The organism is Mariniflexile sp. (assembly GCF_052728615.1).
The window spans coordinates 87,039-111,332 of sequence record NZ_JBFVFE010000006.1; the positions used below are offsets into that span (position 1 = coordinate 87,039).

Here is a 24,294-nt window from a genome sequence, read left to right on the forward strand (position 1 = left end):
AAAAGCCTCCAATCCCGATAGCTATCGGGAATTGAAGGCTTTCATTCTATAAATGGATTGCTAAATTATTTTTTAGCTTTGACTTTAGGTTTTGCAACCTTACCGTCCATTTTATCTTTAAGTGCTTGTAACGCTTCGTTAGCATCACCTAAAGTTGGTTTTGCTTCTGCCGCTTGTGCTTCTGCTTTTTTAACAGCTGCTTTTACATTGGCAACTTCTTCTGCTTTAAAAATAGCAGTATGGGAAGCTACAACACGTTTAAACTCTTTGTTAAATTCAATGATTTTAAACTCGGCACTTTCTCCTTTTTTAAGTTTACTTCCGTCTTCTTTTTCAAGGTGACGTGTTGGAATAAACGCAACGATATCTTCATTAAACTCTACAGTTGCACCTTTGTCAACAATCTCTTCAATAGTACCTGTGTGAACAGTTTCTAAAGCGAAATCGGTTTCGTATTCATCCCAAGGATTTGGAGTGGTTTGTTTATGACCTAAAGATAATTTACGTCCTTCAACATCCAATTCCAATACAATAACTTCTAACTTATCACCAGCAGCACAGAATTCGCTTGGGTGCTTGATTTTTTTGGTCCAAGATAAATCAGAGATATAAATCAATCCATCAATACCTTCTTCCAGTTCAACAAAAACACCAAAGTTTGTAAAGTTACGTACAATACCTGTGTGCTTAGAACCTAATGGGTATTTAGTGGTAATGTCTGTCCAAGGATCTGACGTTAATTGTTTGATGCCTAAAGACATTTTACGGTCTTCTCTATCCAAAGTTAAGATAACGGCCTCTATTTCATCCCCTACGTTAACGAAATCCTGGGCAGAACGCAAATGCGTTGACCAAGACATTTCAGAAACGTGTATCAATCCTTCAACGCCATCAGCTACTTCAATAAACGCACCGTAATCTGCAATAACAACTACTTTGCCTTTTACCTTATCGCCAACTGCAACCGTATCAGCTAATGCTTCCCATGGGTGCTTAGATAATTGTTTAAGACCTAATTGGATTCTTGATTTGTTTTCATCAAAATCAAGGATTACCACGTTCAGTTTTTGGTCCAATTCTACAATCTCGTTAGGGTGGTTGATTCTAGACCAAGATAAATCGGTGATATGGATCAAACCATCAACACCACCAAGATCGATGAATACACCGTAAGAAGTAATGTTTTTAACAACACCTTCCAACACTTGACCTTTTTCAAGTTGACCAATGATTTCTTTTTTCTGTACTTCAATATCAGCTTCAATCAGCGCTTTATGGGATACTACTACGTTTTTGAATTCGTGGTTGATCTTAACAACCTTAAATTCCATGGTTTTATTTACGTACTGATCGTAATCTCTAATTGGTTTCACGTCAATTTGAGAACCTGGTAAGAATGCTTCGATACCGAATACATCCACAATCATACCTCCTTTAGTTCTGCATTTAACAAAACCATTGACGATTTCGCCAGTTTCGTTAGCTTTGATAACGCGATCCCATGCTTTGATAACACGCGCTTTTCTGTGCGATAATACCAATTGTCCTGTAGCATCTTCACGTACATCAATCAATACTTCTACTTTATCGCCTACTGCTAAGTTTGGGTTGTAACGAAATTCGTTTAATGAGATAACACCTTCAGATTTTGCATTGATATCAATAATAGCATCTCTATCAGAAATGAATACCACAGTACCTTCAACAACTTCATCGTCCAAGGTGTCAACGAAATTCTCTGCTACTAATTTTTCAAATTCCTGCAATTGTTTTTCATCAACCTCATCAATACCTTCTTGGTAATTGTGCCAGTTAAAGTCTTTCAGGAATTTTTCAGGATTCGCTTTCGCTTCAGATACTACTGGAGCCTCTGCTGTTGGAGCTTCTTCCAACACATCGGAATCTACTTGTTTTGCTTTCGCTTCAGATACTACTGGAGCTTCTGCTGTTGGAGCTTCTTCCAACACATCGGAATCTACTTGTTTTGCTTTCGCTTCAGATACTACTGGAGCTTCTACTTTTGCTTGAGTTGCTTCTTCCGAAACTTCGGAATCTACTTGTTTTGCTTTTTCAGCCATTTAAAATGAATAGGTAATTTTAATAAAATTTTATTTTTTCAAACCTTACTAAATTACGTTTTGTATCCTGTATGCTTTGGAAGATTTTAAGCGATTAACACACAGAAGTGTTATTGATTTATGTTTCGTATTCCTTTTATCTTTCCTATAATTCGCCAAAAGGAGCGCAAAAATACACATTATTGGGCTAATTACCTAAAAATGAACAAACAAAATTCATGTGACTTTTATTAGTAATTTGTGTCTGAATAAGTGTAGAAGAAATCTTAACTACCCATTAATATATTCAGGTTTAGAAATTGACTATCTTAGAGGACATTATTATTAACTATTTAAATTATTTATATATTATGACAGCAAAATCAAAATACCAAGCAGTACTGGATTTAGGCGAAAAGTTAAACATTAAAAACGGTGATGTTACAGAAGAAAACGGCATTTTAAAAGTTAAAGGAACTGCTAACACCCCCTATGAAAAGAATTTGCTTTGGGATAAAATAAAAGAAATTGGTGGCGATAAACCATCTGATATTATGGCGAATATTACCGTAGCAGACGAAAGTGTTTACCACAGACATACTGTGAAAAGTGGAGAAACATTAAGTAAAATAGCAAAGCAATATTATGATAATGCATCTAAATACCAAGCTATTTTTAGTGCTAACACAAACATTTTAAAGAATCCTGATTTAATACATCCTGGGCAGGAATTGGTTATTCCGAATATATAGTTAGGCGTTGGGCGAAATTATAAAACGAATCTTTATTAATTTAAGGGTTCGTTTTTGTTTTACTGAAAACTGGGACCGAGACTGAAACTGAAAACCCATATTTATTCTATACTTTCTTGAGTAATATTTACAAGTTGCAAGATTTTATCAAACTGTTCTTGCAGACTCATGTTGGAATTATCTATTTCAATAGCGTCTTCAGCTATAACTAATGGCGAATCTTCTCTGTTGGAATCTATATAATCGCGTTCCTGAACATTTTTTAAAACAGCCTCGTATGTAACAGCATCCCCTCTTTCAATTAGTTCTGAATAGCGTCTTTCTGCTCTAGTTTCGGCTGAAGCTGTCATGAATAATTTAAGTTCGGCGTCAGGAAAAACAACCGTTCCAATATCGCGCCCGTCCATCACAACACCTTTGTCTTTTCCAAGTTTCTGTTGTTGTTTTACCAATAGTTGGCGCACTTCGGATATTTCAGCCACTTTACTCACAAAATTGGAGACCTCTAAGGTTCGGATATCATTTTCAATGTTTGTACCATTTAAATATACTTCTGCAAAACCAAGCGAATTATTAAACTTGAAACTAATTTTAATGTCATCCAAATTAGCTACAAGTCCGTCAACATTAAAATGATTAGAATCAATAATACCCTGCTGCATCGCGTAATAGGTAACTGCTCTGTACATGGCACCAGAATCTACATATACATAGCCCAAATGTTTTGCAATTTGTTTTGCAACCGTGCTTTTTCCTGTGGAAGAAAACCCGTCTATGGCGATGGTAATTTTTTTCATTTTTATACTTTGAAATGTCTAAAACACTTAAATTTAACAACTGAATACTGCGACTGCATACTTAATTACCGTAAATCTATTTGCAGACCAAAAAAGTTGGCATTGGCGGCACTTGTATATTTTGCATAGGTATAACTAAAGCGCATTTTATTCATTTTTATGGAGATACCCGCAGACAGCCCCGAAAAATTACGCTGGTCCAAGATCCGTAATTCTTCGGCTCTTCTAAAATTATATCCCAAACGGATATTAAACCCACCTTCGGGAAACAGTTCTGCGCCAAAAATACTATGTCGCATCACCTGGCCTAAGAATCCAATTTTTTCATCGGTTTGGTTGCCCCCTAAATCGCTGCTGGTTCTTGCTGGGTTTGGTCTTGCAATGGGCCATTCCTGTAGATTTTCTAAAGTAATATGCCAACGGATGGGTACATTTTCCAAGCGTTGCGACATTCCGAAATCGACTTCAAAAGGTAATTTTTCCCGAAGTCCTGCGTAAGTTGTTATTTGCGTACCGATGTTTCTAATGGCCAAAGCTGCTTGAAAATCCAAACGTTCATCAATATAGATCAGACCCAGATCTGCCGCTACTCCAAAAGACGTGTATTGCTCGAGTTTTGAAGTAATCAGTTTAGCGTTTGCACCAAAATAAAAATCGGAATAGCCTATTTGAAGCGCATACCCAAATGACAGAGCCGTTTCGTTTCCTGAAAACGTTCCTGTAGCATTGCCATCTTCATCATACCCATCAAACGAACCGTAATTTATATAAGTGATGCCCGCATGAAATGTTTGTGTGCGCCTATCAACTGTGTACGCATAAGCCGCTGTGCCGTAACTGATACCACCCAAATAACTGCTGTAATTTAACGCCAATTGATTATCCATTTCCACATTAATGGTGGCGGGGTTATAAAGCGCTTGCGTTACATCATAATCAACGTTTGTTAGCACCTTGCCGCCCAATGCCGCTTGACGAGGCGACGAAACCAAATTCAAAAATTGATAGGTAGACTCCCCTCCAACCTGCGCATGGGCCAAGACACTAACAAATAAACAAAAAAGCGTGATAATTTTCTTTAGCATATTTACGATACAAAGTAAGTAAATCTATCTTAAAACGGAAGCAAGTATCTTTTATTTTAAATCATAAAAAAACCTCGAAACAATTCGAGGCCTTTAACATCTTTTTTAAAGCTTCTTTGCGTTGGCCACTTTTTGGTTTGTGAGCGCTATTTTAATAACATCGCTCATATCGGTGACGTAATGGAAGGTCAAGCCTTTTAGATAATCTTGTTTTATTTCCTCAATATCGCGTCTGTTTTCTTCACAAAGCAAGATTTCCTTGATCCTGGCGCGTTTTGCTGCCAGAATTTTCTCTTTAATGCCACCAACGGGAAGCACTTTTCCACGTAGTGTGATTTCGCCGGTCATGGCTAAGCTTTTCTTCACTTTTCGTTGTGTGAACAGCGATACTAATGATGTAAGCATGGTAACACCTGCACTTGGCCCGTCTTTAGGCGTGGCGCCTTCCGGTACGTGAATGTGCACATTGTATTTTTCAAAAACCTCCGAATCAATTCCAAATGCATCTGCATTCGATTTGATGTATTCCATGGCAATGGTAGCAGATTCTTTCATAACAGTACCCAAATTACCGGTAATGGTCATCGCTCCTTTTCCTTTCGATAAGATAGATTCAATGAACAAAATATCGCCACCAACACTGGTCCAAGCCAATCCTGTAACCACGCCAGCCACATTATTGTTTTCGTACTTATCGCGCTCCAATTTGGGCCCGCCCAATACTTCTATAATATCCTCATTTGAAATTTTAATATTATACGGTTCTTCCATAGCGATGTTTTTCGCCGCATAACGCACCATTTTTGCGATTTGTTTTTCCAAACCACGCACCCCCGATTCACGCGTATAACCTTCCACGATTTTTTCCAATTGTGCCTTGGCAATTTTAAGATGCGCATCGGTCAAGCCATGTTCTTTCAACTGTTTGGGAAGTAAATGGCGTTTACCAATTTCAACCTTTTCTTCAATGGTATAACCGGTAACATTGATGATTTCCATACGGTCCCGCAATGCCGGCTGAATGGTTGATAAATTATTGGAGGTAGCGATGAACATCACTTTTGAAAGGTCGTAACCCATTTCTAAAAAGTTATCGTAAAAATCAGAGTTTTGCTCGGGGTCCAGTACTTCCAACATAGCAGAAGAAGGATCGCCTTGATGCGAATTGGAAAGCTTGTCAATTTCATCCAAAACAAAAACAGGGTTTGAGGTACCTGCTTTTTTTAAACTTTGGATGATACGCCCGGGCATCGCGCCAATATAGGTTTTTCGGTGGCCGCGAATTTCCGCTTCATCGCGCAAACCTCCTAATGAGATACGCACATATTCCCTTCCTACGGCTTCTGCAATGGATTTTCCCAACGATGTTTTACCAACTCCTGGAGGTCCATACAGACATAAAATAGGCGATTTCATATCGTTACGCAATTTTAAAACGGCAAGGTATTCAATAATTCTTCGCTTCACATCTTCCAAACCATAATGGTCGCGGTCCAGAATTTTCATGGCCCGTTTTAAATCGAATTTATCTTTACTGAATTTATTCCAAGGTAAATCCAAAAACAACTCCAAATAATTGCGCTGAATGGAATATTCCGCCACTTGTGGGTTCATGCGTTGCATTTTAGCGAGTTCTTTCTCAAAGTGCTTTGCCACTTTTTCGTCCCACAATTTTTCTGTGGCTCGCTTGCGCATGTCCTCAACCTCTTCATCATGGTTTACGCCTCCCAATTCCTCTTGAATGGTTTTCATTTGTTGGTGCAGGAAATATTCGCGCTGTTGCTGGCTCATGTCCATGTGCACTTTCGACTGGATATCGTTTTTAAGCTCCAACTTCTGGAACTCGATATTCATGTACTTTAGTGTTGCAAGCGCACGTTTTTTAAGGTCATCGATTTCCAATAACGATTGTTTTTCGGCAACCGAAAGATTCATGTTGGACGATACGAAATTGATTAAAAAAGAATCGCTTTCAATATTTTTTATGGCGAATGATGCCTCACTGGGAATATTCGGGCTTTCCTTGATAATGTTGAGTGCCAAGTCCTTGATGGATTCTATGATGGCCAAAAACTCCTTGTTTTTTAAGGCAGGCCGTGCTTCGGGAATGTCCCTGACGGTAGCATTCATATAAGGGTCTTCTGTTAAAACCTCGGCAACTTTAAAGCGTTTTTTCCCTTGGATGATCACCGTTACATTACCATCGGGCATTTTTAAAACACGCAATATTTTGGCAACCGTGCCTATTTCGTGGATTTCTTTTGCAGATGGATTCTCGACAGACTCATCTTTTTGGGCCACCACACCAATTACTTTGTTTCCTTTGTTGGCATCATTGATCAATCGAATTGATTTATCGCGACCTGCGGTGATAGGAATAACCACCCCGGGAAATAAAACCGTATTCCGTAAAGACAAAATAGGCAAGGTTTTAGGGAGTTTTTCATTGTTTATTTCTGCTTCATCTTCAGGTGTCATAAGTGGGATCAATTCTGAATTTTCATCAAAATCCTGCAATGACAAACTGTCAATACTCATAATATTAGATTTCTTCATATATATATTTAGGTCAATCTGTCATTAAAACAAAATCGATCATTTATTATATTTATTCTTAAAAAAATTAAAAACACTGAAAACCAGTAACTTAAAAACATTACAACACATCCAGCCATACTATAATTTCAATAGCTATGCCATTTTTCAAATTCAGAATTCAGAATTTTACAGCTTCCCTGCTTTCTTCAAAATAAACAACAAAACAATTGGTATCAGCAATAAGCCAATCATTAGTAAATTGCTTTCAAAAAGCCACGGTGCTAAAATCAATGTGGTAACAAACCCACCAATGGCGCCCCCAAAATGGGCATCGTGCCCAATGTTCCCTATTTTGTTTTTCATTCCATAAATAGAGTAAAGCAAATAGCCGATACCGAACAAATAAGCAGGAATGGGAATAGGAACAAAAAACAGATACAAACTCATGCCAGGTTGCAACAATATGGCGGCATATAAAATACCCGTTACCGCACCACTGGCGCCCACGGCCGTATAATGGTATTCATCTTTATGGAAATAAAAAGATAGCAGACTTCCAGAAACAAGGCTTACCATATATATTATTATAAAACCCAAGGGTGCCACATAATCAATTACCGGGGCCGCAAAAAAGTAAAGCGTAATCATGTTAAATAGCAAATGCTGTGTATCTACATGTAAAAACCCAGAACTTACCATACGCAGCTTTTCGCCCCGTTGTATGCCACCAACATGAAATTTATATGTGTCGAAAAAAGCATAATCACTAAACCCTTTATAGGAAATAATAACGTTGGCGGCTATAATAATGATGGTGATTAAATCTAGATTGCCCATGAAGTGTAAACGTATAAGTTTAAAATTAACATATATTTGCTGTTGCAAATCTAAAATTAATTCATGCAATTTTTAGCATATATTCTTGTTTATCCCTTTTTATGGTTGGTTTCCATACTTCCGTTTCGGTTACTATACTTGTTTTCTGACGGTTTATATGTTCTACTCTACCACATAATAGGCTATCGTAAAAAGGTAGTTACCAATAATTTGGAACTTGTTTTTCCTAATAAATCCGATCAAGAAATTGCCTCCATCAGAAAAAAATTCTACAAACATTTATGCGATATGTTTTTGGAAATGGCCAAAACCATGAGCATTTCTGAAAAAGAACTGAAAAAACGTTTTTATATTGTTAATCCTGAGGAACTTAAACGCTTGGAGAGCTTGAACAAAAGTATTATTTTGATTTTTGGCCATTATGCCAGTTGGGAATGGTCTATTGTTTTACAGAATTACATCCATTTTAAAGGATTGGCGGTTTATAAAAAGTTAGCTAACAAATATTTTGACAAATTGGTAAGAGACATCCGTTCTAAATTCCATACCGATTTAATTAGTACCAAGGAAACTATCCAGGTCATCAATGAAAATGAAGCCAAAGGCATTAAAAGCATTACTGGGTTTTTAAGCGACCAATCGCCCAGACTTACAAACGATGTGCATTGGGGCAGGTTTATGGGCATTAAAGTGCCCTGTTTTACGGGGGCCGAACGACTTGCCAAAAAACTGGATTTAACCACAGCCTATTTAAAAGTGAGCAAAGTAAAACGTGGCTATTATAAAGCGGAAATTAAAACCTTGGCGGAAAACCCAAACGAGTATGCCGATTACGAGTTAACCGATCTATTTTTAAGGGAAGTTGAAAAACAAATCCATCAAGCTCCTGAATATTATTTTTGGACACATAAGCGGTGGAAGCATAGAGAGTTTTGATAGGGTTTTTATGTTAGCTGTTTGTTAACAAATCATTCTTTATTGGAAACCAATACAAAAATTTTTTATCAGCTATTTCTTTTTTCATTCTTCTAATTCACTGAAATATGAAAATCAGGGTAAAAAACCGGCAAATAGAAAGGAGGTTTGGATTTTAAAAGATGAACCTATTTAAACTTTTGAAAACCAAATTTGAATATTTACTTGTATAGGAGATGATAAATTACTTAGATTTAAATACCACACGTAACTTCCCCCCTCTTGGGAGGGTTAGGGGTGGGTGGAACCTTAAAGAAAATAACGGCTTTGATTGAAATTAGGATATTGAAAAGATTAAAAACCCACCCCTGGCCCCTCCAAGAAGGGAAACACCTCTGGTTTATGTTTCAAATTTTTAAAATCTTTCGTAAATAGCTTTTAATTGATCTCGGCCCTAAAAAGTTTAAATGAGTTCAGTGTATATTTATTATACAACTACAATTATTTATTATACAGCCACAGTGGCTTCTTTTTTGCCGTTGGTAAATCCGTTATCATTAATTCATCCGTATATTACAACCTATACCCGTTAAGTTTGTGTGCTTAAAATCAATGGCACTAAATAAAGTGCGAACCATACCCCCTCAAATGGAAACATTCCTGTTTTAAACGAAACATATTTTTTCTGTTTAGAAACCAAACCATTTTACGATACAAGCTTTTCCATTCCGCAAAAGCGATATCTATAAATTTTCAATACATTTGTTTTTGGTAAAAAAAGCATGTTGTTTAGTTGTGTGTTGTTAAGTAGAAACAACTAAACAACACACAACATTCCATAAACAACAAAAAGTATAAAAATGAAAAACACAGCCTTAACAAAAACCCACGAAGCGCTTGGTGCTAAATTGGTGCCATTTGCAGGTTTTAACATGCCCGTACAATACGAAGGCGTTACAATAGAACACGAAACCGTTAGAAAAGCCGTTGGCGTTTTTGATGTATCGCACATGGGCGAGTTTTTAATTGAAGGCGAATATGCTTTGGAATTGATCCAAAAAGTATCAAGCAACGATGCTTCTAAATTGACCATTGGTAAAGCGCAATACAGTTGCATGCCAAACGAAACTGGTGGTATAGTGGACGACTTGATTATTTATAAAATAAAAGAAGACACCTATTTATTGGTGGTGAATGCCAGCAACATTGAAAAAGACTGGAACTGGATTCAGTCTAAAAATACTGTAGGTGCTACCATGCGCGATTTAAGCGATGATTATTCCTTACTTGCCATCCAAGGGCCAAAAGCGGTTGAAGCGATGCAATCGTTGACAAGCCATGATTTATCTTCCATCAATTTTTACAATTTTATTATGGGTGATTTTGCAGGTATCGAGCATGTTATTATTTCGGCAACGGGTTATACAGGCAGTGGCGGTTTCGAGATTTATTGCAAAAACAGCGAAGTGAAACACGTTTGGGACAATGTATTTGAAGCTGGAAAAAGCTTTGGCATCAAACCAATTGGGTTGGCAGCTCGTGATACTTTACGTTTAGAAATGGGCTATTGCCTTTACGGAAACGACATTAACGACAGCACCTCACCTATCGAGGCTGGTTTGGGTTGGGTAACAAAATTCACCAAAAACTTTACTAATTCCGAAGCTTTAAAAAAGGAAAAAGAGCAAGGTCCAGAACGTAAATTAGTAGCTTTTGAATTGGACGAACGTGGTATTCCGCGTCATGATTACGATATTGTGGATAGCAACGGAAGCAAAATAGGCATCGTAACTTCTGGCACCATGTCGCCAAGTTTGGGTAAAGGCATCGGTTTAGGGTATGTGCCCACTGTGTTTTCTGAAGTTGGAAGTAAAATTTATATTCAAATCCGTAAAAATGCCATACCAGCAACGGTAGTAAAATTGCCGTTTTACAAGAAATAAATATGCACGATTTCCAAGCCATCCTAAATGATATCCATAGCAACATCATTAAAACCAAAGACAAAGGTGTCGTTGCTTCTTACATCCCCGAATTGGCGCATGTTGATAAAAATAATTTTGGGATCCATTTAAGAACTGCCGACGGAAACCACTATGGTGTGGGCCATTTTAACAAACCTTTCTCCATCCAAAGTATTTCAAAAGTATTGGCACTCGCCAAAGCCATTTCGTTTAAAGGAAATGACGTTTGGAAACGTGTGGATGTGGAACCTTCCGGAAACCCCTTTAATCATTTGTCCCTGTTGGAATTGGAAAACGGCATTCCCCGAAACCCATTAATAAACGCAGGCGCCCTTGTAATTGCCGATATCTTAATTTCGCATTTAAAAAACCCTAAGGAAGACTTTTTAAATTTTGTAAGGGACTTAGCAGGCGATCCTTCCATTAGTTATAATGAACAAGTTGCACAATCTGAAAAAGCAACGGGATTTAAAAATTATGCAGCGGCAAACCTTTTAAAATCCTTTAAAAATCTTGAAAATAGCGTGGATGATGTCTTGGATTTTTATTTTCATCAATGTTCCATAGAAATGAGTTGCAGCCAGCTATCCAAAGCATTTTATTTGTTTGTGAATAAAGGTAAATGCCTGATGGACAAAGCACACCTTACCGAAAGCCAGGCAAAGCGTGTGAATGCCGTTATGCTTACCTGTGGGTTTTATGACGAAGCTGGCGAATTCGCTTTTGAGGTCGGTTTACCCGGGAAAAGTGGTGTGGGCGGTGGCATTGCAGCATTGCTCCCAAACCATTTTGTAATTACTACTTGGTCGCCCGGATTGAACAGAAAAGGCAATTCCCAATTGGGCATGAAAGCGTTAGAGCAATTCACCTCTAAAACGAAACTATCTATTTTCTAGAATAATTCCAGTGAAGCCGTTTGATTTATGATTAAGAAAGAAGATAAACATAGAATCCTTATTTTAGGCGCCAGCGGTTTTTTGGGCAATGCCATTTATAAGGAACTCTGCCCCTATTTTAAAACTTTTGGCACCTACAACACCAGCCACGGCCAATGGGAAAAGAACCACCAATTTTTTCAGTACAATTTTGAAGAAGACGATGTTTACAAGATCCTCGAAATTGTAAAACCAACCATCATTATTTCGGCACTTCGGGGCGATTTCGCAACCCAGTTTATAGCCCACAAGCACCTTGCGGAATATGTGTATTCAAAAAAAATAAAAATCATCTTTTTATCATCTGCCAATGTTTTTGATGCGTACAGCAAATACCCAAGTTATGAAGAAGACAAAACCCTGAGCAACAGTGTGTACGGGCATTTCAAAATTAAAATCGAAAACATGCTGTTGCGCCTACCAAAAAAACAAGTCGCCATTTTAAGGCTTCCCATGGTTTTCGGAAAACAATCTCCCAGAATTCAGGAAATTATTCAAAATATACAAGAAAAAACGCCGATTGAAGTATTTCCGAATTTAATAATGAATGTAACCACAGAGGCTAAACTAACCCTTCAAATCCATTACATCATTAACCGAAACAAATCGGGTGTTTTTCATTTGGGCAGTATCGATTTGGTGCACCACGACGAGTTTATAACCGACATCACAAAAACTTTAGGCCTTACCAACGCCATTTACAAACACGTGTACACCACCAACGACGACCGTTATCTGGCCGTATTGCCAAAGTTCAATTTGCTCCCAAAAAACCTTCAATTAATAAGTCAGGATATTATAACCGAACTAGGAATTTAAGGCATTTGGGCGTTCCCCTGCGGGTCGGGTTTTCCCTTCCAAGTCCTCGCTCCTGCGTCGCTGTGGGCTTTCCAGTCCAACCCCTAACGCAGGCGTACTTGCAATGTAACCGCAAACTCCTAAGATTTTCACAACCTGCAAGGTTTCTGTATAAGACCTGACAGGTTTTTAAAACCTGTCAGGTCTAAAATAAATCAATTAACAAATGTTTTTAATTTGAAATCACTAAATTTACATTTCACATAAAAATCCATTATTATGAGCAAACTTTCAGCAGAAGACATAGAAAAAAGATTATTGAACTTCCCAGATTGGGAGTATTACGATGATGCCCTACACGCCGAATTTGAATTCGGAAACTTTAAGGACTGTTTTAGTGCCATGAGCCGAATTGCATTTGAATGCGAGGCGCTAAACCATCACCCCGATTGGTCCAATGTATATAATGTGCTTACCATTTCACTCTCAACACATTCCGCTAACGGAGTTACCGAAAAAGATTTCAAACTGGCAAAAGCCATTGATGCGATTGTGGAACCAGAAGATGAGGATTAAACTCCAGTAATCAGTTTACAGTATATCACATTATAAAAATCAACATCTGTTATTTCAATCCATGGAATTTTCTAAATTTGCACGGTTAAAAAAACTTTTAACTTTTAACTTTTAACTTTTAACTTTTAACTTTTAACTTTTAACTTTTAACTTTTAACTTTTAACTTTAGTATGGGAAGAGCTTTTGAATTTAGAAAAGCACGTAAAATGAAGCGTTGGTCTGCCATGAGCAAAGCATTTACACGTATTGGGAAAGATATTGTAATGGCTGTAAAGGAAGGCGGTCCCGACCCTGCAAGCAATGCCCGTTTAAGAGCCGTTATGCAAAACGCCAAGTCTGTAAACATGCCAAAAGACACCGTAGAACGTGCCGTGAAAAAGGCAAGTGAAAAAGGACAAGGCGATTATAAGGAAGTTGTTTTTGAAGGCTATGCTCCTCATGGAATTGCTATTTTGGTTGAAACCGCCACCGATAACAATACCAGAACCGTAGCCAATGTACGCAGCTATTTTAACAAATGCGATGGCAGTTTAGGTACGTCGGGTTCGGTGGTGTTTATGTTCGACCATACGTGTAATTTCCGTATTAATGCTGAAGGATTGGATGCCGAAGAAGTAGAATTGGAATTTATAGATTACGGTGCCGAAGAAGTTTTTGCCGATGAAGACGGTATTTTAATTTATGCTCCGTTTGAAAATTTTGGAGCTATCCAATCGGCATTGGAAGAAAAAGGCATTGAAATACTTTCCTCTGGTTTTGAGCGTATTCCGCAAGTAACCAAAGCACTTACTCCAGAACAAGCTGCCGATGTTGAAAAACTTTTGGAAAAATTAGATGACGATGACGATGTTCAGAACGTGTACCACACTATGGAGGAAAGCGAAGATTAATTAAAAAAGAGCGCTCAAAACACTCTTTTTTGTTTTAAACCAATCCATGAAAGACAAAAACAGAATCAAATGGGGCATTATAGGCTGTGGCAATGTTACCGAAGTTAAAAGTGGCCCTCCTTATAAATTAACCGAAGGTTTTGAACTCGTGGCAGTGATGCGGCGTGACGAAGCAAAAGCAAAAGATTATGCTAAACGGCACGGCATTAAAAAATACTATACCAATGCCGATGATTTGATCAATGATCCAGAAGTGGACGCTATATACATAGCAACGCCTCCAGATACCCATAGACTTTATGCTTTAAAAGTGGCCGAAGCCGGAAAAATTTGCTGCATAGAAAAACCCATGGCACCCAGTTATGCCGAAAGCCTGGAAATATATAATGCTTTTAATGAAAAGAAAATCCCTTTGTTTGTTGCCTATTACAGGCGTTCATTGCCTCGATTTACAAAAATTGATGAGTGGCTAAAAAACAATGAAATTGGCGACGTCAGGCACATCAATTGGCATTACAGTAAACCTGCTAGCGACTTGGACAAGTCTGGCGATTACAATTGGAGAACGGATGCTAAAATTGCTCCGGGTGGCTACTTTGATGATCTAGCAAGCCATGGTTTGGATTTGTTCAATTTTTTGTTGGGAGACATCAAAGAAGCCCATGGCATTAGTTTAAATCAGCAAAACAACTATTCAGCAAAAGATGCCTTTACGGCCTGTTGGTTGCACGGAAACAGCATCACGGGTTCTGGAACTTGGAATTTTGATTGTGCCGATTCGGTAGATAGCGTGACCATCTATGGAAGTGAGGGTAAAATTGAGTTTTCAATATTCCATGAAAATCCTATCATTTTAACCAATAAAACAAAAAACGAAGCGCTTTTTATTGAAAACCCGAAGCATATCCAATTGCTCCACGTTGAGGGCATGCGCAATGTGCTCATTCATAAAAATCATACCCATCCCTCCACCGGACTTTCCGCGCTCCATGCCAATTGGGTTATGGATAAAATTCTTGGTCAAATTTAAGCCCGAAAAAGATTTAAAAAAAAAGCTACTTCAAAATTGAGGTAGCTTTTTTATTTGTGGGCTAGTAATGTTTCTTTTTATGAACAAAGAGTTCTTTACTTTATGTTTCATTTTCTAACACTGCAAATATAATCCAATTTTTATGCCATACTAATAATGTTTCTAAATGAACTGGTTTAAACTTTCTTCAATTGGCAGCAAAATGATATTCTTCGCTTCAATCAGAAAAGTTTAAACCAGTTCAATAAAACAGATTACTTTTTTAAGTAACTTTTGCTTAATATTACAGTCATACTATTCAATACGAAAAAAAAAACATTTTTTTATGAGCAAAACCCTTTCATCAGCAAAAGCCAATTTTGGCACGTTGCCCGTGTTTTTAACCGCCATATCAACCATTCTTGGTGCGGTTATGTTTTTGCGTTTTGGCTTCGCAGTTGGTTCCGTTGGTTTTATGGGCACCTTGCTTATAATATTCATCGGTCATTTGGTTACAATACCTACAGCAATGGCATTAGCTGAAATTGCGACCAACCAAAAAGTTGAAGGCGGTGGTGAGTATTTTATAATTTCAAGGTCTTTTGGCGTGAACATTGGTGCCGCTATTGGTATAGCTTTGTATTTATCGCAGGCCATTAGTGTCGCTTTTTATGTCATTGCGTTTGGCGAAGCTTTTGAAGCCATAAAACCATGGGTAATAACCGAATTCGGTTATGATATTTATGACAATCGATTGTTTACCATACCTGCGTTGTTATTGTTAATAAGCCTTATGGTTACAAAGGGTGCCGATGTAGGCATGAAAGCATTGTATGTGGTGGTTGCTATTTTAGCAGTATCACTTGTTCTATTTTTTATGGGATCTACCGAATATGCCCAAGTTTTTGATAGCTCACAAATGTTCAACAACATAGAATCTGATAAAGGATTCTTTTATGTTTTTGCCATTATTTTCCCCGCATTTACCGGTATAACTGCCGGTGTAGGGCTATCGGGAGATTTAAAGGACCCAAAAAAGTCAATTCCAATGGGAACATTGGCAGCAACCATTATTGGAATGGTTATATATGTATTTATAGCCTATAAGCTAACCGTATCTGCAAGTCCTACCGATTTGGTGACCGACCAACTCATTATGGGTAAAATCGCTTTATGGGGCCCCATTATCCCCATCGGTTTAGCTGCCGCAACCATTTCATCTGCCCTAGGTTCTTTTATGGTGGCTCCAAGAACATTGCAAGCCATTGGAGGCGATAAAGTTTTCCCTAACAAAAGTGTTAATTTTTGGGTTTCAAAAGGCACTAAAAAAAACAACGAACCCAGAAATGCAACCATTTTAACGAGTGTGATTGCCATTGTGTTTGTTTTAATGGGCGATGTGAATGCCGTGGCAGAAGTTATATCTATGTTTTTCATGGTTACCTATGGGTCATTATGCCTTATCTCGTTCCTGCAACATTTTGCGGCCGACCCATCTTACCGTCCATCTTTTAAATCAAAATGGTATTTATCCTTATTAGGTGCTGTTATGAGTATTTACCTAATGTTTAAAATCAATACGCCATACGCTATAGCTGCAATTGCGTTAATGGTGATTTTGTACTTTTATATCTCAACAAAGAGCGTCAATAAAAAAGGGATGGCCAACATATTCCAAGGTGTTATTCATCAATTTAGTAGAAGAATGCAGGTGTTTTTGCAAAAAGCCGATAAAGATAATACCGAAGACAATTGGAGACCAGCTGTTCTATGCCTATCAAAAGACAGCTTTGAGCGTTATGGCGCCATGGAAATGATGAAATGGCTATCAGATCGCTATGGTTTTGGAACCTATATCCATTTTGAAAAAGGTTATTTTTCCGCAGAAACAAAGAAAATTGCGGCTGAAAAACTAGACAAGCTGATAAATACGGCTTCCATTAGTAAATCCAATGTGTTTTTAGAAACCCTCATTTCGCCATCAAATACGGCTGCCATTATTCAGGCCATCCAACAACCAGGTATATCGGGCCAACCCAATAACATGATGCTTTTTGAATATAAAAAAGGTGAAAAAGAATGGTTAACCGATATAATCGATAATTATAGTATATTGAAAACTGCTAAATACGATTTATGCATTTTGGCAAGTTCCGATAAAGGCTTTGGATACAAAAAAGACATCCATGTTTGGATACGTAAGGAAGATTATGAAAATGCTAATTTGATGATTTTATTGTCTTATATTATTTTAGGGCATTCGGATTGGAAAAAAGGTGAAATCAAACTTTTCGCCACCTTCCCTAAAGAACATTTACAACAAGAATTAGATCATTTAATTAAATTAACAAGCTCTGGCAGACTTCCAATATCTGCCAACAACATTCGGGTATTGCCCCTAGATACTGATAAAAACCGGGTAGATATTATTAATGAATATTCTATGGATGCCGATTTAACGCTAATCGGTTTTCATGATAGCATGATGAAAGTAGACAGGGGCACGGAATCTTTTGATGCGTATGATAAAATTGGTAACGTATTGTTTGTAAATACATTAACCTCTAAGTTTATAAAGTAAGTCAACTGTTTGTTTAAAAAGGTGAAGATGATTATAATACTTTCACCTTTTTAAATTTTAAATATCATCGGCATGGGTTGTTGCCTCGAAAATTTCAGCATATTTTAAATCTTTAAACCAATAGGATGAAGATATTATTGAAAACACAATAAAGTTGGTACCCGATTCTTCTTTATTCAATTGCCAAATAATATTTTTTGCTTCTTTAAATTCCTCGCTTTCCAATTGTTCGTGGTACAGCCTATTGATTAATGCATTTTTAGGCATGCTTTTAGCCAATAATCGTATTAGGGCAGATTCGGTTTCTAATTCAAAAACAGTCAAATCTTCAGCATTTTCAGTGCTTATTTTAATTTTAAACTGAACAGCTTCTGGGTGCGGAAATTTACCATTATAGGTTTCATAAAGTAATTGTGTCACATTAAAAAATTCTTCATGCAAGGATAAATCGGGATATTCTTCCCATATTTTTTCTTCTAGCATTTCATTCGATAAATTTTCAATCTGCCCTGAGTTCAATCGTTCATTAAAAATATACCTCAAAATAATTATAGCTGCATCTACGGGTTCATTTTCAGAAAGCAATATTAAGCAAGTCTCTTTTAATTCTTCTGAAGAAATATCGCCTACATTACCATAATCCATTAATTCAAGTAATACTTTGTAGTTATTGGGATTCCAAGCATTTGGCAACTCTGTAATTGTTGAAAATTTTATAAGTTCTACTTTAAAAATGGGGGTCATAAATAATTATCTTATAAGTTAAAAAACAATATCTGTCTCAAAAGGTTCAGACCACTTAGATGCTTCATTAATAGCAGGCACCAATGTGGCGAATACTTCTAATTTTCTGGTATGGTACGAATGACTGCCGTGTAAGTTACCAAGTTTTAAAGCTATAGGTGTTTCAATAATATTGTTGCTGTTGCCAGAAGAAGCGTTAATGGCTATCATTTCCTTTCCTAACAAATCATCCTTTCCATCTAGTTGCATTCCAAAAAATGTACTGTCGTCCCAATTGCTCACTATTATGGGGACATCTGGTTTTCCATGAACGTCATAAACAAAAAGGTATAATAAATACTCCATTTTTAGCGACATGTCTAAATGGTGGAATTCTATTTGTGTCACAATAATAATGTCGCTAATATTATCCCCTACGTCTATAGTTTTAGGAATATGCTTTAGTGTTACAGATTCTATTTTAGCCATTGGTATATTGTTTAGATTTGCGTTTTATTCATGATTTTTTTCTTAATAGATAAAAGGATACCAACCAATAGACCTACACCAAAACTCCCCAGAATAACCAATACACGTGATATCGAGAGTTTCCAAAAGAAAAATTTCACATCGATAACTTCTGCATTTTGAAGTGAAAAAATCACTATAATGGCAGCAAATAAGAGTCCTACACTAGTTCTGAATTTCATGATTGTTATTTTTTTATAATTTGAGATTTATCATTTAATCCTTCAACTTTAATTTCAGGATTACCGTAAACATATACATAGCTTCTGCCCTTAGCGTACAGAGTTAAAAGCTTACTGGCTCTCACATAAATATCCGATGTGTTAGAAGCATTTATGTTTACATTCGTAGCCAATAAATCTTTTGCTTTAACATCAGTAGAACCGGATGTAATCAAGTTTAAATTATCGCAGTTCCCTTCAATATTCATATCTGCCTTTTTACTCATTGTTAAATCGAGATTATCTGTAGAAAGACTTCCTTTTAAAAAGGACTTATCATTTAAGCTCATGGTTGAATTAATACTTCTTAAATTCAATTTTCCTTTAGATGAATTGTTTAACTGAAGCGAAAATACTTCTGAATTAATGTCTAAATCGAATTCTGAGCCATCAAGAGATATAAGTGATAAGTCTTTTGAATTGATAACATTTTGACCTTTAAGTTCTGAATCGTTTTTTAGTGTAATTTTATTCAATTCTGTACAGTTTAAATAAATTTCCAATGATTTACTAGAGGTTATTTTATTTGATGTATAAATTCTCAATACACTATCTATCACTTCAAATTTAATCGTGTTTACTAGGTTAGAATCCGTTTTCAACCTAAAACCTTCTGAAACCGATTGCATAATATTAATTTCTAAACCGTCTGAAATTTCTACTTCGTTAAAAGCATCCAAGTCATCAAATATTTCAATGACTTCTTTGTTTCCTTTTATTTTTTCCTTTTTTTGTGCATTTACATTAAAGGATGATAAAATGATTAGTGTTAATATTAGTGTTTTCATTTGTGTTCTCATTTTTTGAAAAATTTAATTTGATTATTACTGTAATGCATTAAGCTTTTTTAGTTACTCGTGTATCAACCAGTTCGTTAATAGGTATTACTACTACATCATCTTTTACCTTGATACTTATGCAAATATTGTCTATGGATATTATTTCCCCTGTAATAGTATCTAAAGAGATGGTTTGACCAACTTCAAAATTTCGTTTTGAATAAAAAGAAAATAGTAGACTTTTTATAACGTCTCTAGACCCGAAACCAAACCCTATGGCTATAGTCAATAAAAAAGCTCCTAAAATTATTGTCAGGTTATTGGTTATGATTTCGGTATTTATACCAGCTTGATTTAAAGCAGTTATGGTAATGGTTATAATAATTACATAGAATACTAAGGAGCTTATTACACGTTCGCCCATTAAATCGAACGATTCAAAAATACCTTGAATGGCTTTTTTAACAAAATTAGCTATGTACAAGCCAACCATGAATAAGGCAATGGCGCTAAAAAGTTGTGGCAAATAACGAAGTAAATTTCCAATTTCGATAGAAACTATTTTCCAATCCATAACATCTGATGCAATTATTAAAACCACTAAGTATAAAATCCATTTAACGAAGGCGACAATAACATTAGTAACATTAAATTTTAAATCGGCTTTACCGAATAGATTTTTTTGATTGATAACTTCGGTTAATATATCTACTTTAGCAAAATTCAAGGCACGTTTTAATGCAAAAGCAATTATTTTTGTTATTATCCATCCAACCAAAAGTATTAAAATAGCAAACACTATTTTTGGCCCTACAATGGCAATATCACTTGCCATTTGATTAACAGATTCAAACATTAATTCTTTAATTCCTGTAACAGTTTCCATGTTTTTATAGTTTATTAGTTAATTAATCTTTTTTCTTCTTCCCAAAAAAAGTCTTTGCTGCATTTGAATAATTAGATGTGAATAAATCGGTTATATCCATAAACAATCTAATTCTAGCAACATCAGCCATGACTTTAGTTTTTAGTTCCTTTGGCACTTCCTGTGGCGGTTCTGCAATTTTTTTGAATGGGTTTTCCATTTGTTTTATCTTAAATCGTTATAAGCCTCTATTAATCTTGCTTTGGCTCTTTTTAATCTCATTTTTACGGCACTCTGACTAATTTCCAAAACAGTCATAATATGTTTTATTGAAAAATCGTCTTGATACTTTAGTAAGAGTATCATTTTATCTTCTGGAGCTATAACTTCTAAAGCCTTTTTTAAAGTTTCTTCTTTTAATAGAAATAATGAGGAATCATCTACTTCTATTTGCAATGGGTTATAATCTTCAACGTCTATATTGTTAGTGCTAACTTTTTTTAAAACATGTTTATTTACATAATCTACACACATATTATATGTAAAGGCATAAAGCCATGTAGAAAATTTTGACTTGCCTTGAAATGATGATAACTTCTGAAATAGTTTCACAAAAACGTCTTGGGTTAAATCTTCTGCCTCAACTCTTGTTTTAGTAAACCCATAGCATTTGTTGTATACTAAATGAGAATACCTTTCATATAAAATCCCAAAAAGAATATCGTTTTTTGTCTTAACAATTTTTTCTACAAGTTCCTCGTCTAAAAGATTTTGGAATTCGTCATTTGTTTTCAAGGTGCTTTTAATTAGTTATTATTATTATTATTATGACTGGAGTATTTTAAAAAAGTCACTTATTAAAAATTATAATACAAAAAATAGGGAGTTAAACCTCTATAAATGAGATAAACTAAAGGTAGGTATAATAGAAGAGTATTTGTTAAATTTAAGTTTGAATATACTAAGAATAATCAGGTATTTTTCCTTTTACACCTTTAAAAAAGTGGTGCATAAATTCAAAATCCGCTTTTATATCATCGGTAGGATAAAAAGGTTCTGAAATTTTATTTTGCTTGTTTTCAAAATCGAGGGTAAACATAATGATGGGGACGTTTGCTTTTTTCGCTATAAAGTAAAAACCAGTGCGCCATTCTTTTACTTTTTTACGGGTGCCCTCAGGGGCCATGGTCATTCTAAACTCTTCTTTTTCATGGAATAGTTTGGCAATGGCATCCACCTTGTTTTCGTTGTTCTGCCTGTTTATTGGAGCGCCACCTAAAGCCTTAAAAAACCATCCAAAAGGAAAAATAAACAACTCTTTTTTGCCAACAAAATTTGTTTTAAGGTTTAATACGGCACGTAATAGAACACCTATGTAGAAATCGTGCCAACTAGTATGTGGCACCGCTATAATGACCGCTTTTTTAACAGTATCTTGAGACATATTGGTGTTGCCAACCACTTTCCATCCTAAAATTTTAAAATAAATAAGTTTTGCCAACCATTGCATCTACATTTTTTGATAAAGTTCCTTAAGCTTTTTTGAAGTGATGGTGTTTCTCCAATTCTTGCCTATGGCATTTTCCCATAGAGGTACTAGGTTTAATGCGATGTTTATCATAATATCAAATTCTTCATCACTTAAATTGGCGCAAATGCCTTGTGGTAATTCAACTTTATGGATTCTTTTCATCTCTTTAAACAATTTGACACCTTCAGGATAAAACTCTTCCAAGTGGTCAAAAACGATGCAATTCCCTATTCCATGCTTTACGCCCAAAAGATACGCTAGACCATAACTCATAGCATGCGCCACACCTACTTGCGAGTAAGCAATGCTCATGCCCCCATGCCATGAAGCCATCATGAGTTTTTCTTGCGATTCTTCTTCAGATAAGGTATCATCCAAAAACAGTTCTTTACATAGCTGTAAAGATATATCTCCATAAGTTTGACTGAATGTATTTAGATAGGTACCGCTTAAAGATTCAATACAATGGATGTAGCAATCCATACCCGTGTAGAACCATTGGTTCTTCGGTACATCTTTGGTCAGTTCGGAGTCTAATATAACTTGATCGAAAGGTGTGAAATCTGAATTTATACCCAATTTTTTTTCGGGACCTGTTAGCACCGTCGTTCTAGAAACTTCAGCACCCGTACCAGATATGGTTGGAATACCCACATGGTAAATGGCCGCATTTTTAACCAAGTCCCAACCTTGGTAATCTTTGGCTTCGCCTTCATTGGTCAGCATAATGGAAACCGCTTTTGCCAAATCTAAAATAGAGCCACCGCCAATACCAATGATTCCGGAAGGAAGTGCTTTGGTCATCAAAATAATATCCTCCACCAAAGCATCCACTTGAGATGTTTTTGGTTCTTCCTTAGTGGATATGAAGATTATTTTGTCATCATACGAAAGCTGGATACGAGAGGTAATCCATATATTGTTTTTAAACACATCATCTATCAAATAAATAAATGGAGCGTTCATACTTAAGCGTTTTGGGGCCAAAATTTCACTTAACTGATTGAAACTACCTCTGCCAAAAACAACTTTTGACACCATTGGAAAGTTTTTATAACTCATTCAAAATGTTTTCTAATTCAAAATGTAAAAATAATACTATTTTGATTTTACTGATATAAATATTCTTGTTTTTGAAAAATTTATTCAAAGTATTAATCCAATAATTGTAATAAATCCCTTAAACTGCTTATTGTTTTATATGCTTTTCCATTGGTTTCCTTCTCGGTTACTTGTTCGTGTGCCCAAGTGGTATGAAACGGTACATGAATGGCATGGGCTTTTATGTTTATTAACGGTAAAACATCCGATTTCAGTGAATTCCCTATCATTAAAAATTCTGAGGGTTTGATGTCCAGATGATTCAATAATTTGGAATAATTTGCTTCTTTCTTATCACTTAAAACCTCAATATGATGAAAATATTTTGTCAACCCAGATTTCTCAAGTTTTCGTTCTTGATCCAGTAAATCGCCTTTGGTAGCTAAAATAATGCGGTATTTTTTTGAAACTATTTTTAAAACATCTTCAACGCCATCCAATAATTCCACAGGTTTGTTGAGCATATCCTTACCAATATTCAATATGGCTTCAATGGCTTTTGTTGAAATGTTATAATTAGATTGCTCCAAAGCACTTTCTACCATGGATAAAACAAAGGCTTTAATGCCATAACCGTACATGGGTAAATTATCAATTTCCTTTTTAAAAAGCTCTTGATCTATGGTGTTCAAGGTTTCATATTCAGATAACAACTTACCGAACTCAATCTCAGCTTCCCTGAAATAAGTTTCATTTACCCAAAGTGTGTCATCGGCATCAAATCCAATTACTTTTATGTTATCGTAATTTATTTTCAAATTATTTAATTGGTTTTATTATTCAGATAAAAAGAGATTCCTTTTTTCAAAGG

Annotated in this window: 25 protein-coding genes; 9 read left to right on the forward strand and 16 right to left on the reverse strand. The window is 36.0% G+C overall.

The features are described 5' to 3' along the window. Positions 1-65 precede the first annotated feature (65 nt). Positions 66-2,078, reverse strand: coding sequence for a 30S ribosomal protein S1 (gene rpsA, locus ACU1LP_RS04170; protein WP_445735643.1), 2,013 nt, complete (start codon positions 2,076-2,078; stop codon positions 66-68). Positions 2,079-2,428: 350 nt separating this feature from the next. On the opposite strand from rpsA, the gene ACU1LP_RS04175 reads away from it, so the two are divergent. Next, the gene (locus ACU1LP_RS04175; RefSeq protein WP_445735644.1) at positions 2,429-2,809 is read left to right on the forward strand and encodes a LysM peptidoglycan-binding domain-containing protein; all 381 of its coding nucleotides are present in this window, start codon (positions 2,429-2,431) and stop codon (positions 2,807-2,809) included. A 101-nt stretch (positions 2,810-2,910) separates the two neighbouring features. Here the strand turns inward: ACU1LP_RS04175 and cmk are convergent, their stop codons facing one another. From cmk to ACU1LP_RS04195, 4 genes are all read right to left on the reverse strand, one after another. Next, a complete protein-coding gene (cmk, locus tag ACU1LP_RS04180) occupies positions 2,911-3,606 on the reverse strand; it encodes a (d)CMP kinase (RefSeq protein WP_445735645.1) in 696 nt (231 codons plus the stop codon). A gap of 65 nt (positions 3,607-3,671) precedes the next feature. After that, positions 3,672-4,691 (reverse strand): type IX secretion system protein PorQ, encoded by a 1,020-nt coding sequence (porQ, locus tag ACU1LP_RS04185; RefSeq protein WP_445730862.1) that lies wholly within the window; start codon positions 4,689-4,691, stop codon positions 3,672-3,674. Between the two features lie 105 nt (positions 4,692-4,796). Further along, positions 4,797-7,247, reverse strand: coding sequence for an endopeptidase La (lon, locus tag ACU1LP_RS04190; RefSeq protein WP_445735646.1), 2,451 nt, complete (start codon positions 7,245-7,247; stop codon positions 4,797-4,799). 168 nt (positions 7,248-7,415) lie between these two features. Beyond that, positions 7,416-8,066: a rhomboid family intramembrane serine protease gene (locus ACU1LP_RS04195; RefSeq protein WP_445735647.1), complete on the reverse strand. Its 651-nt coding sequence runs from the start codon at positions 8,064-8,066 to the stop codon at positions 7,416-7,418. A 63-nt stretch (positions 8,067-8,129) separates the two neighbouring features. Between ACU1LP_RS04195 and ACU1LP_RS04200 the strand changes: the two genes are divergently transcribed. The 4 genes from ACU1LP_RS04200 to ACU1LP_RS04215 all read left to right on the forward strand — a co-directional run bounded on the left by ACU1LP_RS04200 (position 8,130) and on the right by ACU1LP_RS04215 (position 12,699). Further along, a complete protein-coding gene (locus ACU1LP_RS04200) occupies positions 8,130-9,002 on the forward strand; it encodes a lysophospholipid acyltransferase family protein (RefSeq protein ID WP_445735648.1) in 873 nt (290 codons plus the stop codon). An 839-nt stretch (positions 9,003-9,841) separates the two neighbouring features. Beyond that, positions 9,842-10,924, forward strand: coding sequence for a glycine cleavage system aminomethyltransferase GcvT (gene gcvT / locus ACU1LP_RS04205; RefSeq protein ID WP_445735649.1), 1,083 nt, complete (start codon positions 9,842-9,844; stop codon positions 10,922-10,924). Positions 10,925-10,926: 2 nt separating this feature from the next. Beyond that, positions 10,927-11,841: a glutaminase gene (locus ACU1LP_RS04210; RefSeq protein WP_445735650.1), complete on the forward strand. Its 915-nt coding sequence runs from the start codon at positions 10,927-10,929 to the stop codon at positions 11,839-11,841. Between the two features lie 27 nt (positions 11,842-11,868). Beyond that, entirely contained in the window at positions 11,869-12,699 is an 831-nt protein-coding gene (locus tag ACU1LP_RS04215; RefSeq protein WP_445735651.1) for a sugar nucleotide-binding protein, read from the forward strand. Here ACU1LP_RS04215 and ACU1LP_RS04220 read toward each other — a convergent pair. Next, entirely contained in the window at positions 12,688-12,831 is a 144-nt protein-coding gene (locus ACU1LP_RS04220) for a hypothetical protein (protein WP_445730869.1), read from the reverse strand. The genes ACU1LP_RS04215 and ACU1LP_RS04220 overlap by 12 nt on opposite strands. Positions 12,832-12,957: 126 nt before the next feature. Between ACU1LP_RS04220 and ACU1LP_RS04225 the strand changes: the two genes are divergently transcribed. The 4 genes from ACU1LP_RS04225 to ACU1LP_RS04240 all read left to right on the forward strand — a co-directional run bounded on the left by ACU1LP_RS04225 (position 12,958) and on the right by ACU1LP_RS04240 (position 17,735). Further along, positions 12,958-13,254, forward strand: a complete 297-nt coding sequence (locus tag ACU1LP_RS04225) for a 4a-hydroxytetrahydrobiopterin dehydratase (protein WP_445730870.1) — start codon at positions 12,958-12,960, stop codon at positions 13,252-13,254. A gap of 171 nt (positions 13,255-13,425) precedes the next feature. Beyond that, positions 13,426-14,145, forward strand: a complete 720-nt coding sequence (locus ACU1LP_RS04230; protein ID WP_445730871.1) for a YebC/PmpR family DNA-binding transcriptional regulator — start codon at positions 13,426-13,428, stop codon at positions 14,143-14,145. Positions 14,146-14,191: 46 nt separating this feature from the next. Then, positions 14,192-15,175 carry a Gfo/Idh/MocA family protein gene (locus ACU1LP_RS04235; protein ID WP_445735652.1) on the forward strand — a complete coding sequence of 328 codons (984 nt, stop codon included), beginning with the start codon at positions 14,192-14,194 and terminating at the stop codon, positions 15,173-15,175. A 325-nt stretch (positions 15,176-15,500) separates the two neighbouring features. After that, entirely contained in the window at positions 15,501-17,735 is a 2,235-nt protein-coding gene (locus ACU1LP_RS04240) for a hypothetical protein (protein WP_445730873.1), read from the forward strand. A gap of 57 nt (positions 17,736-17,792) precedes the next feature. Here the strand turns inward: ACU1LP_RS04240 and ACU1LP_RS04245 are convergent, their stop codons facing one another. The 10 genes from ACU1LP_RS04245 to ACU1LP_RS04290 all read right to left on the reverse strand — a co-directional run bounded on the left by ACU1LP_RS04245 (position 17,793) and on the right by ACU1LP_RS04290 (position 24,241). Continuing rightward, positions 17,793-18,479, reverse strand: coding sequence for a hypothetical protein (locus ACU1LP_RS04245; RefSeq protein WP_445735653.1), 687 nt, complete (start codon positions 18,477-18,479; stop codon positions 17,793-17,795). An 18-nt stretch (positions 18,480-18,497) separates the two neighbouring features. Further along, complete coding sequence (locus ACU1LP_RS04250; RefSeq protein WP_445735654.1) at positions 18,498-18,947, reverse strand: hypothetical protein; 450 nt, start codon at positions 18,945-18,947, stop codon at positions 18,498-18,500. Positions 18,948-18,958: 11 nt separating this feature from the next. Continuing rightward, complete coding sequence (locus ACU1LP_RS04255; RefSeq protein ID WP_445735655.1) at positions 18,959-19,168, reverse strand: lipopolysaccharide assembly protein LapA domain-containing protein; 210 nt, start codon at positions 19,166-19,168, stop codon at positions 18,959-18,961. A gap of 5 nt (positions 19,169-19,173) precedes the next feature. Further along, the gene (locus tag ACU1LP_RS04260; RefSeq protein WP_445735656.1) at positions 19,174-19,995 is read right to left on the reverse strand and encodes a head GIN domain-containing protein; all 822 of its coding nucleotides are present in this window, start codon (positions 19,993-19,995) and stop codon (positions 19,174-19,176) included. 49 nt (positions 19,996-20,044) lie between these two features. Next, positions 20,045-20,872, reverse strand: coding sequence for a mechanosensitive ion channel family protein (locus ACU1LP_RS04265; protein ID WP_445735657.1), 828 nt, complete (start codon positions 20,870-20,872; stop codon positions 20,045-20,047). A 22-nt stretch (positions 20,873-20,894) separates the two neighbouring features. After that, complete coding sequence (locus ACU1LP_RS04270; RefSeq protein ID WP_445735658.1) at positions 20,895-21,071, reverse strand: hypothetical protein; 177 nt, start codon at positions 21,069-21,071, stop codon at positions 20,895-20,897. A 5-nt stretch (positions 21,072-21,076) separates the two neighbouring features. Next, on the reverse strand, positions 21,077-21,646 hold the full coding sequence (locus ACU1LP_RS04275) for an RNA polymerase sigma factor (RefSeq protein WP_445735659.1): 570 nt from the start codon (positions 21,644-21,646) through the stop codon (positions 21,077-21,079). Between the two features lie 166 nt (positions 21,647-21,812). Then, positions 21,813-22,361 (reverse strand): 1-acyl-sn-glycerol-3-phosphate acyltransferase, encoded by a 549-nt coding sequence (locus ACU1LP_RS04280; protein ID WP_445735660.1) that lies wholly within the window; start codon positions 22,359-22,361, stop codon positions 21,813-21,815. Then, positions 22,362-23,444: an iron-containing alcohol dehydrogenase family protein gene (locus ACU1LP_RS04285; protein WP_445735661.1), complete on the reverse strand. Its 1,083-nt coding sequence runs from the start codon at positions 23,442-23,444 to the stop codon at positions 22,362-22,364. It abuts the gene before it with no gap. Between the two features lie 92 nt (positions 23,445-23,536). Beyond that, on the reverse strand, positions 23,537-24,241 hold the full coding sequence (locus ACU1LP_RS04290) for an HAD family hydrolase (protein WP_445730878.1): 705 nt from the start codon (positions 24,239-24,241) through the stop codon (positions 23,537-23,539). Between the last annotated feature and the right edge of the window lie 53 nt (positions 24,242-24,294).

Excerpts from the sequence above, each read along its gene's own strand:
- rpsA (WP_445735643.1), bottom strand. The coding sequence starts at position 2,078 with ATGGCTGAAAAAGCAAAACAAGTAGATTCCGAAGTTTCGGAAGAAGCA.
- ACU1LP_RS04175 (WP_445735644.1), top strand. The coding sequence starts at position 2,429 with ATGACAGCAAAATCAAAATACCAAGCAGTACTGGATTTAGGCGAAAAG.
- cmk (WP_445735645.1), bottom strand. The coding sequence starts at position 3,606 with ATGAAAAAAATTACCATCGCCATAGACGGGTTTTCTTCCACAGGAAAA.
- porQ (WP_445730862.1), bottom strand. The coding sequence starts at position 4,691 with ATGCTAAAGAAAATTATCACGCTTTTTTGTTTATTTGTTAGTGTCTTG.
- lon (WP_445735646.1), bottom strand. The coding sequence starts at position 7,247 with ATGAAGAAATCTAATATTATGAGTATTGACAGTTTGTCATTGCAGGAT.
- ACU1LP_RS04195 (WP_445735647.1), bottom strand. The coding sequence starts at position 8,066 with ATGGGCAATCTAGATTTAATCACCATCATTATTATAGCCGCCAACGTT.
- ACU1LP_RS04200 (WP_445735648.1), top strand. The coding sequence starts at position 8,130 with ATGCAATTTTTAGCATATATTCTTGTTTATCCCTTTTTATGGTTGGTT.
- gcvT (WP_445735649.1), top strand. The coding sequence starts at position 9,842 with ATGAAAAACACAGCCTTAACAAAAACCCACGAAGCGCTTGGTGCTAAA.
- ACU1LP_RS04210 (WP_445735650.1), top strand. The coding sequence starts at position 10,927 with ATGCACGATTTCCAAGCCATCCTAAATGATATCCATAGCAACATCATT.
- ACU1LP_RS04215 (WP_445735651.1), top strand. The coding sequence starts at position 11,869 with ATGATTAAGAAAGAAGATAAACATAGAATCCTTATTTTAGGCGCCAGC.
- ACU1LP_RS04225 (WP_445730870.1), top strand. The coding sequence starts at position 12,958 with ATGAGCAAACTTTCAGCAGAAGACATAGAAAAAAGATTATTGAACTTC.
- ACU1LP_RS04230 (WP_445730871.1), top strand. The coding sequence starts at position 13,426 with ATGGGAAGAGCTTTTGAATTTAGAAAAGCACGTAAAATGAAGCGTTGG.
- ACU1LP_RS04235 (WP_445735652.1), top strand. The coding sequence starts at position 14,192 with ATGAAAGACAAAAACAGAATCAAATGGGGCATTATAGGCTGTGGCAAT.
- ACU1LP_RS04240 (WP_445730873.1), top strand. The coding sequence starts at position 15,501 with ATGAGCAAAACCCTTTCATCAGCAAAAGCCAATTTTGGCACGTTGCCC.
- ACU1LP_RS04245 (WP_445735653.1), bottom strand. The coding sequence starts at position 18,479 with ATGACCCCCATTTTTAAAGTAGAACTTATAAAATTTTCAACAATTACA.
- ACU1LP_RS04250 (WP_445735654.1), bottom strand. The coding sequence starts at position 18,947 with ATGGCTAAAATAGAATCTGTAACACTAAAGCATATTCCTAAAACTATA.
- ACU1LP_RS04255 (WP_445735655.1), bottom strand. The coding sequence starts at position 19,168 with ATGAAATTCAGAACTAGTGTAGGACTCTTATTTGCTGCCATTATAGTG.
- ACU1LP_RS04260 (WP_445735656.1), bottom strand. The coding sequence starts at position 19,995 with ATGAAAACACTAATATTAACACTAATCATTTTATCATCCTTTAATGTA.
- ACU1LP_RS04265 (WP_445735657.1), bottom strand. The coding sequence starts at position 20,872 with ATGGAAACTGTTACAGGAATTAAAGAATTAATGTTTGAATCTGTTAAT.
- ACU1LP_RS04270 (WP_445735658.1), bottom strand. The coding sequence starts at position 21,071 with ATGGAAAACCCATTCAAAAAAATTGCAGAACCGCCACAGGAAGTGCCA.
- ACU1LP_RS04280 (WP_445735660.1), bottom strand. The coding sequence starts at position 22,361 with ATGCAATGGTTGGCAAAACTTATTTATTTTAAAATTTTAGGATGGAAA.
- ACU1LP_RS04285 (WP_445735661.1), bottom strand. The coding sequence starts at position 23,444 with ATGAGTTATAAAAACTTTCCAATGGTGTCAAAAGTTGTTTTTGGCAGA.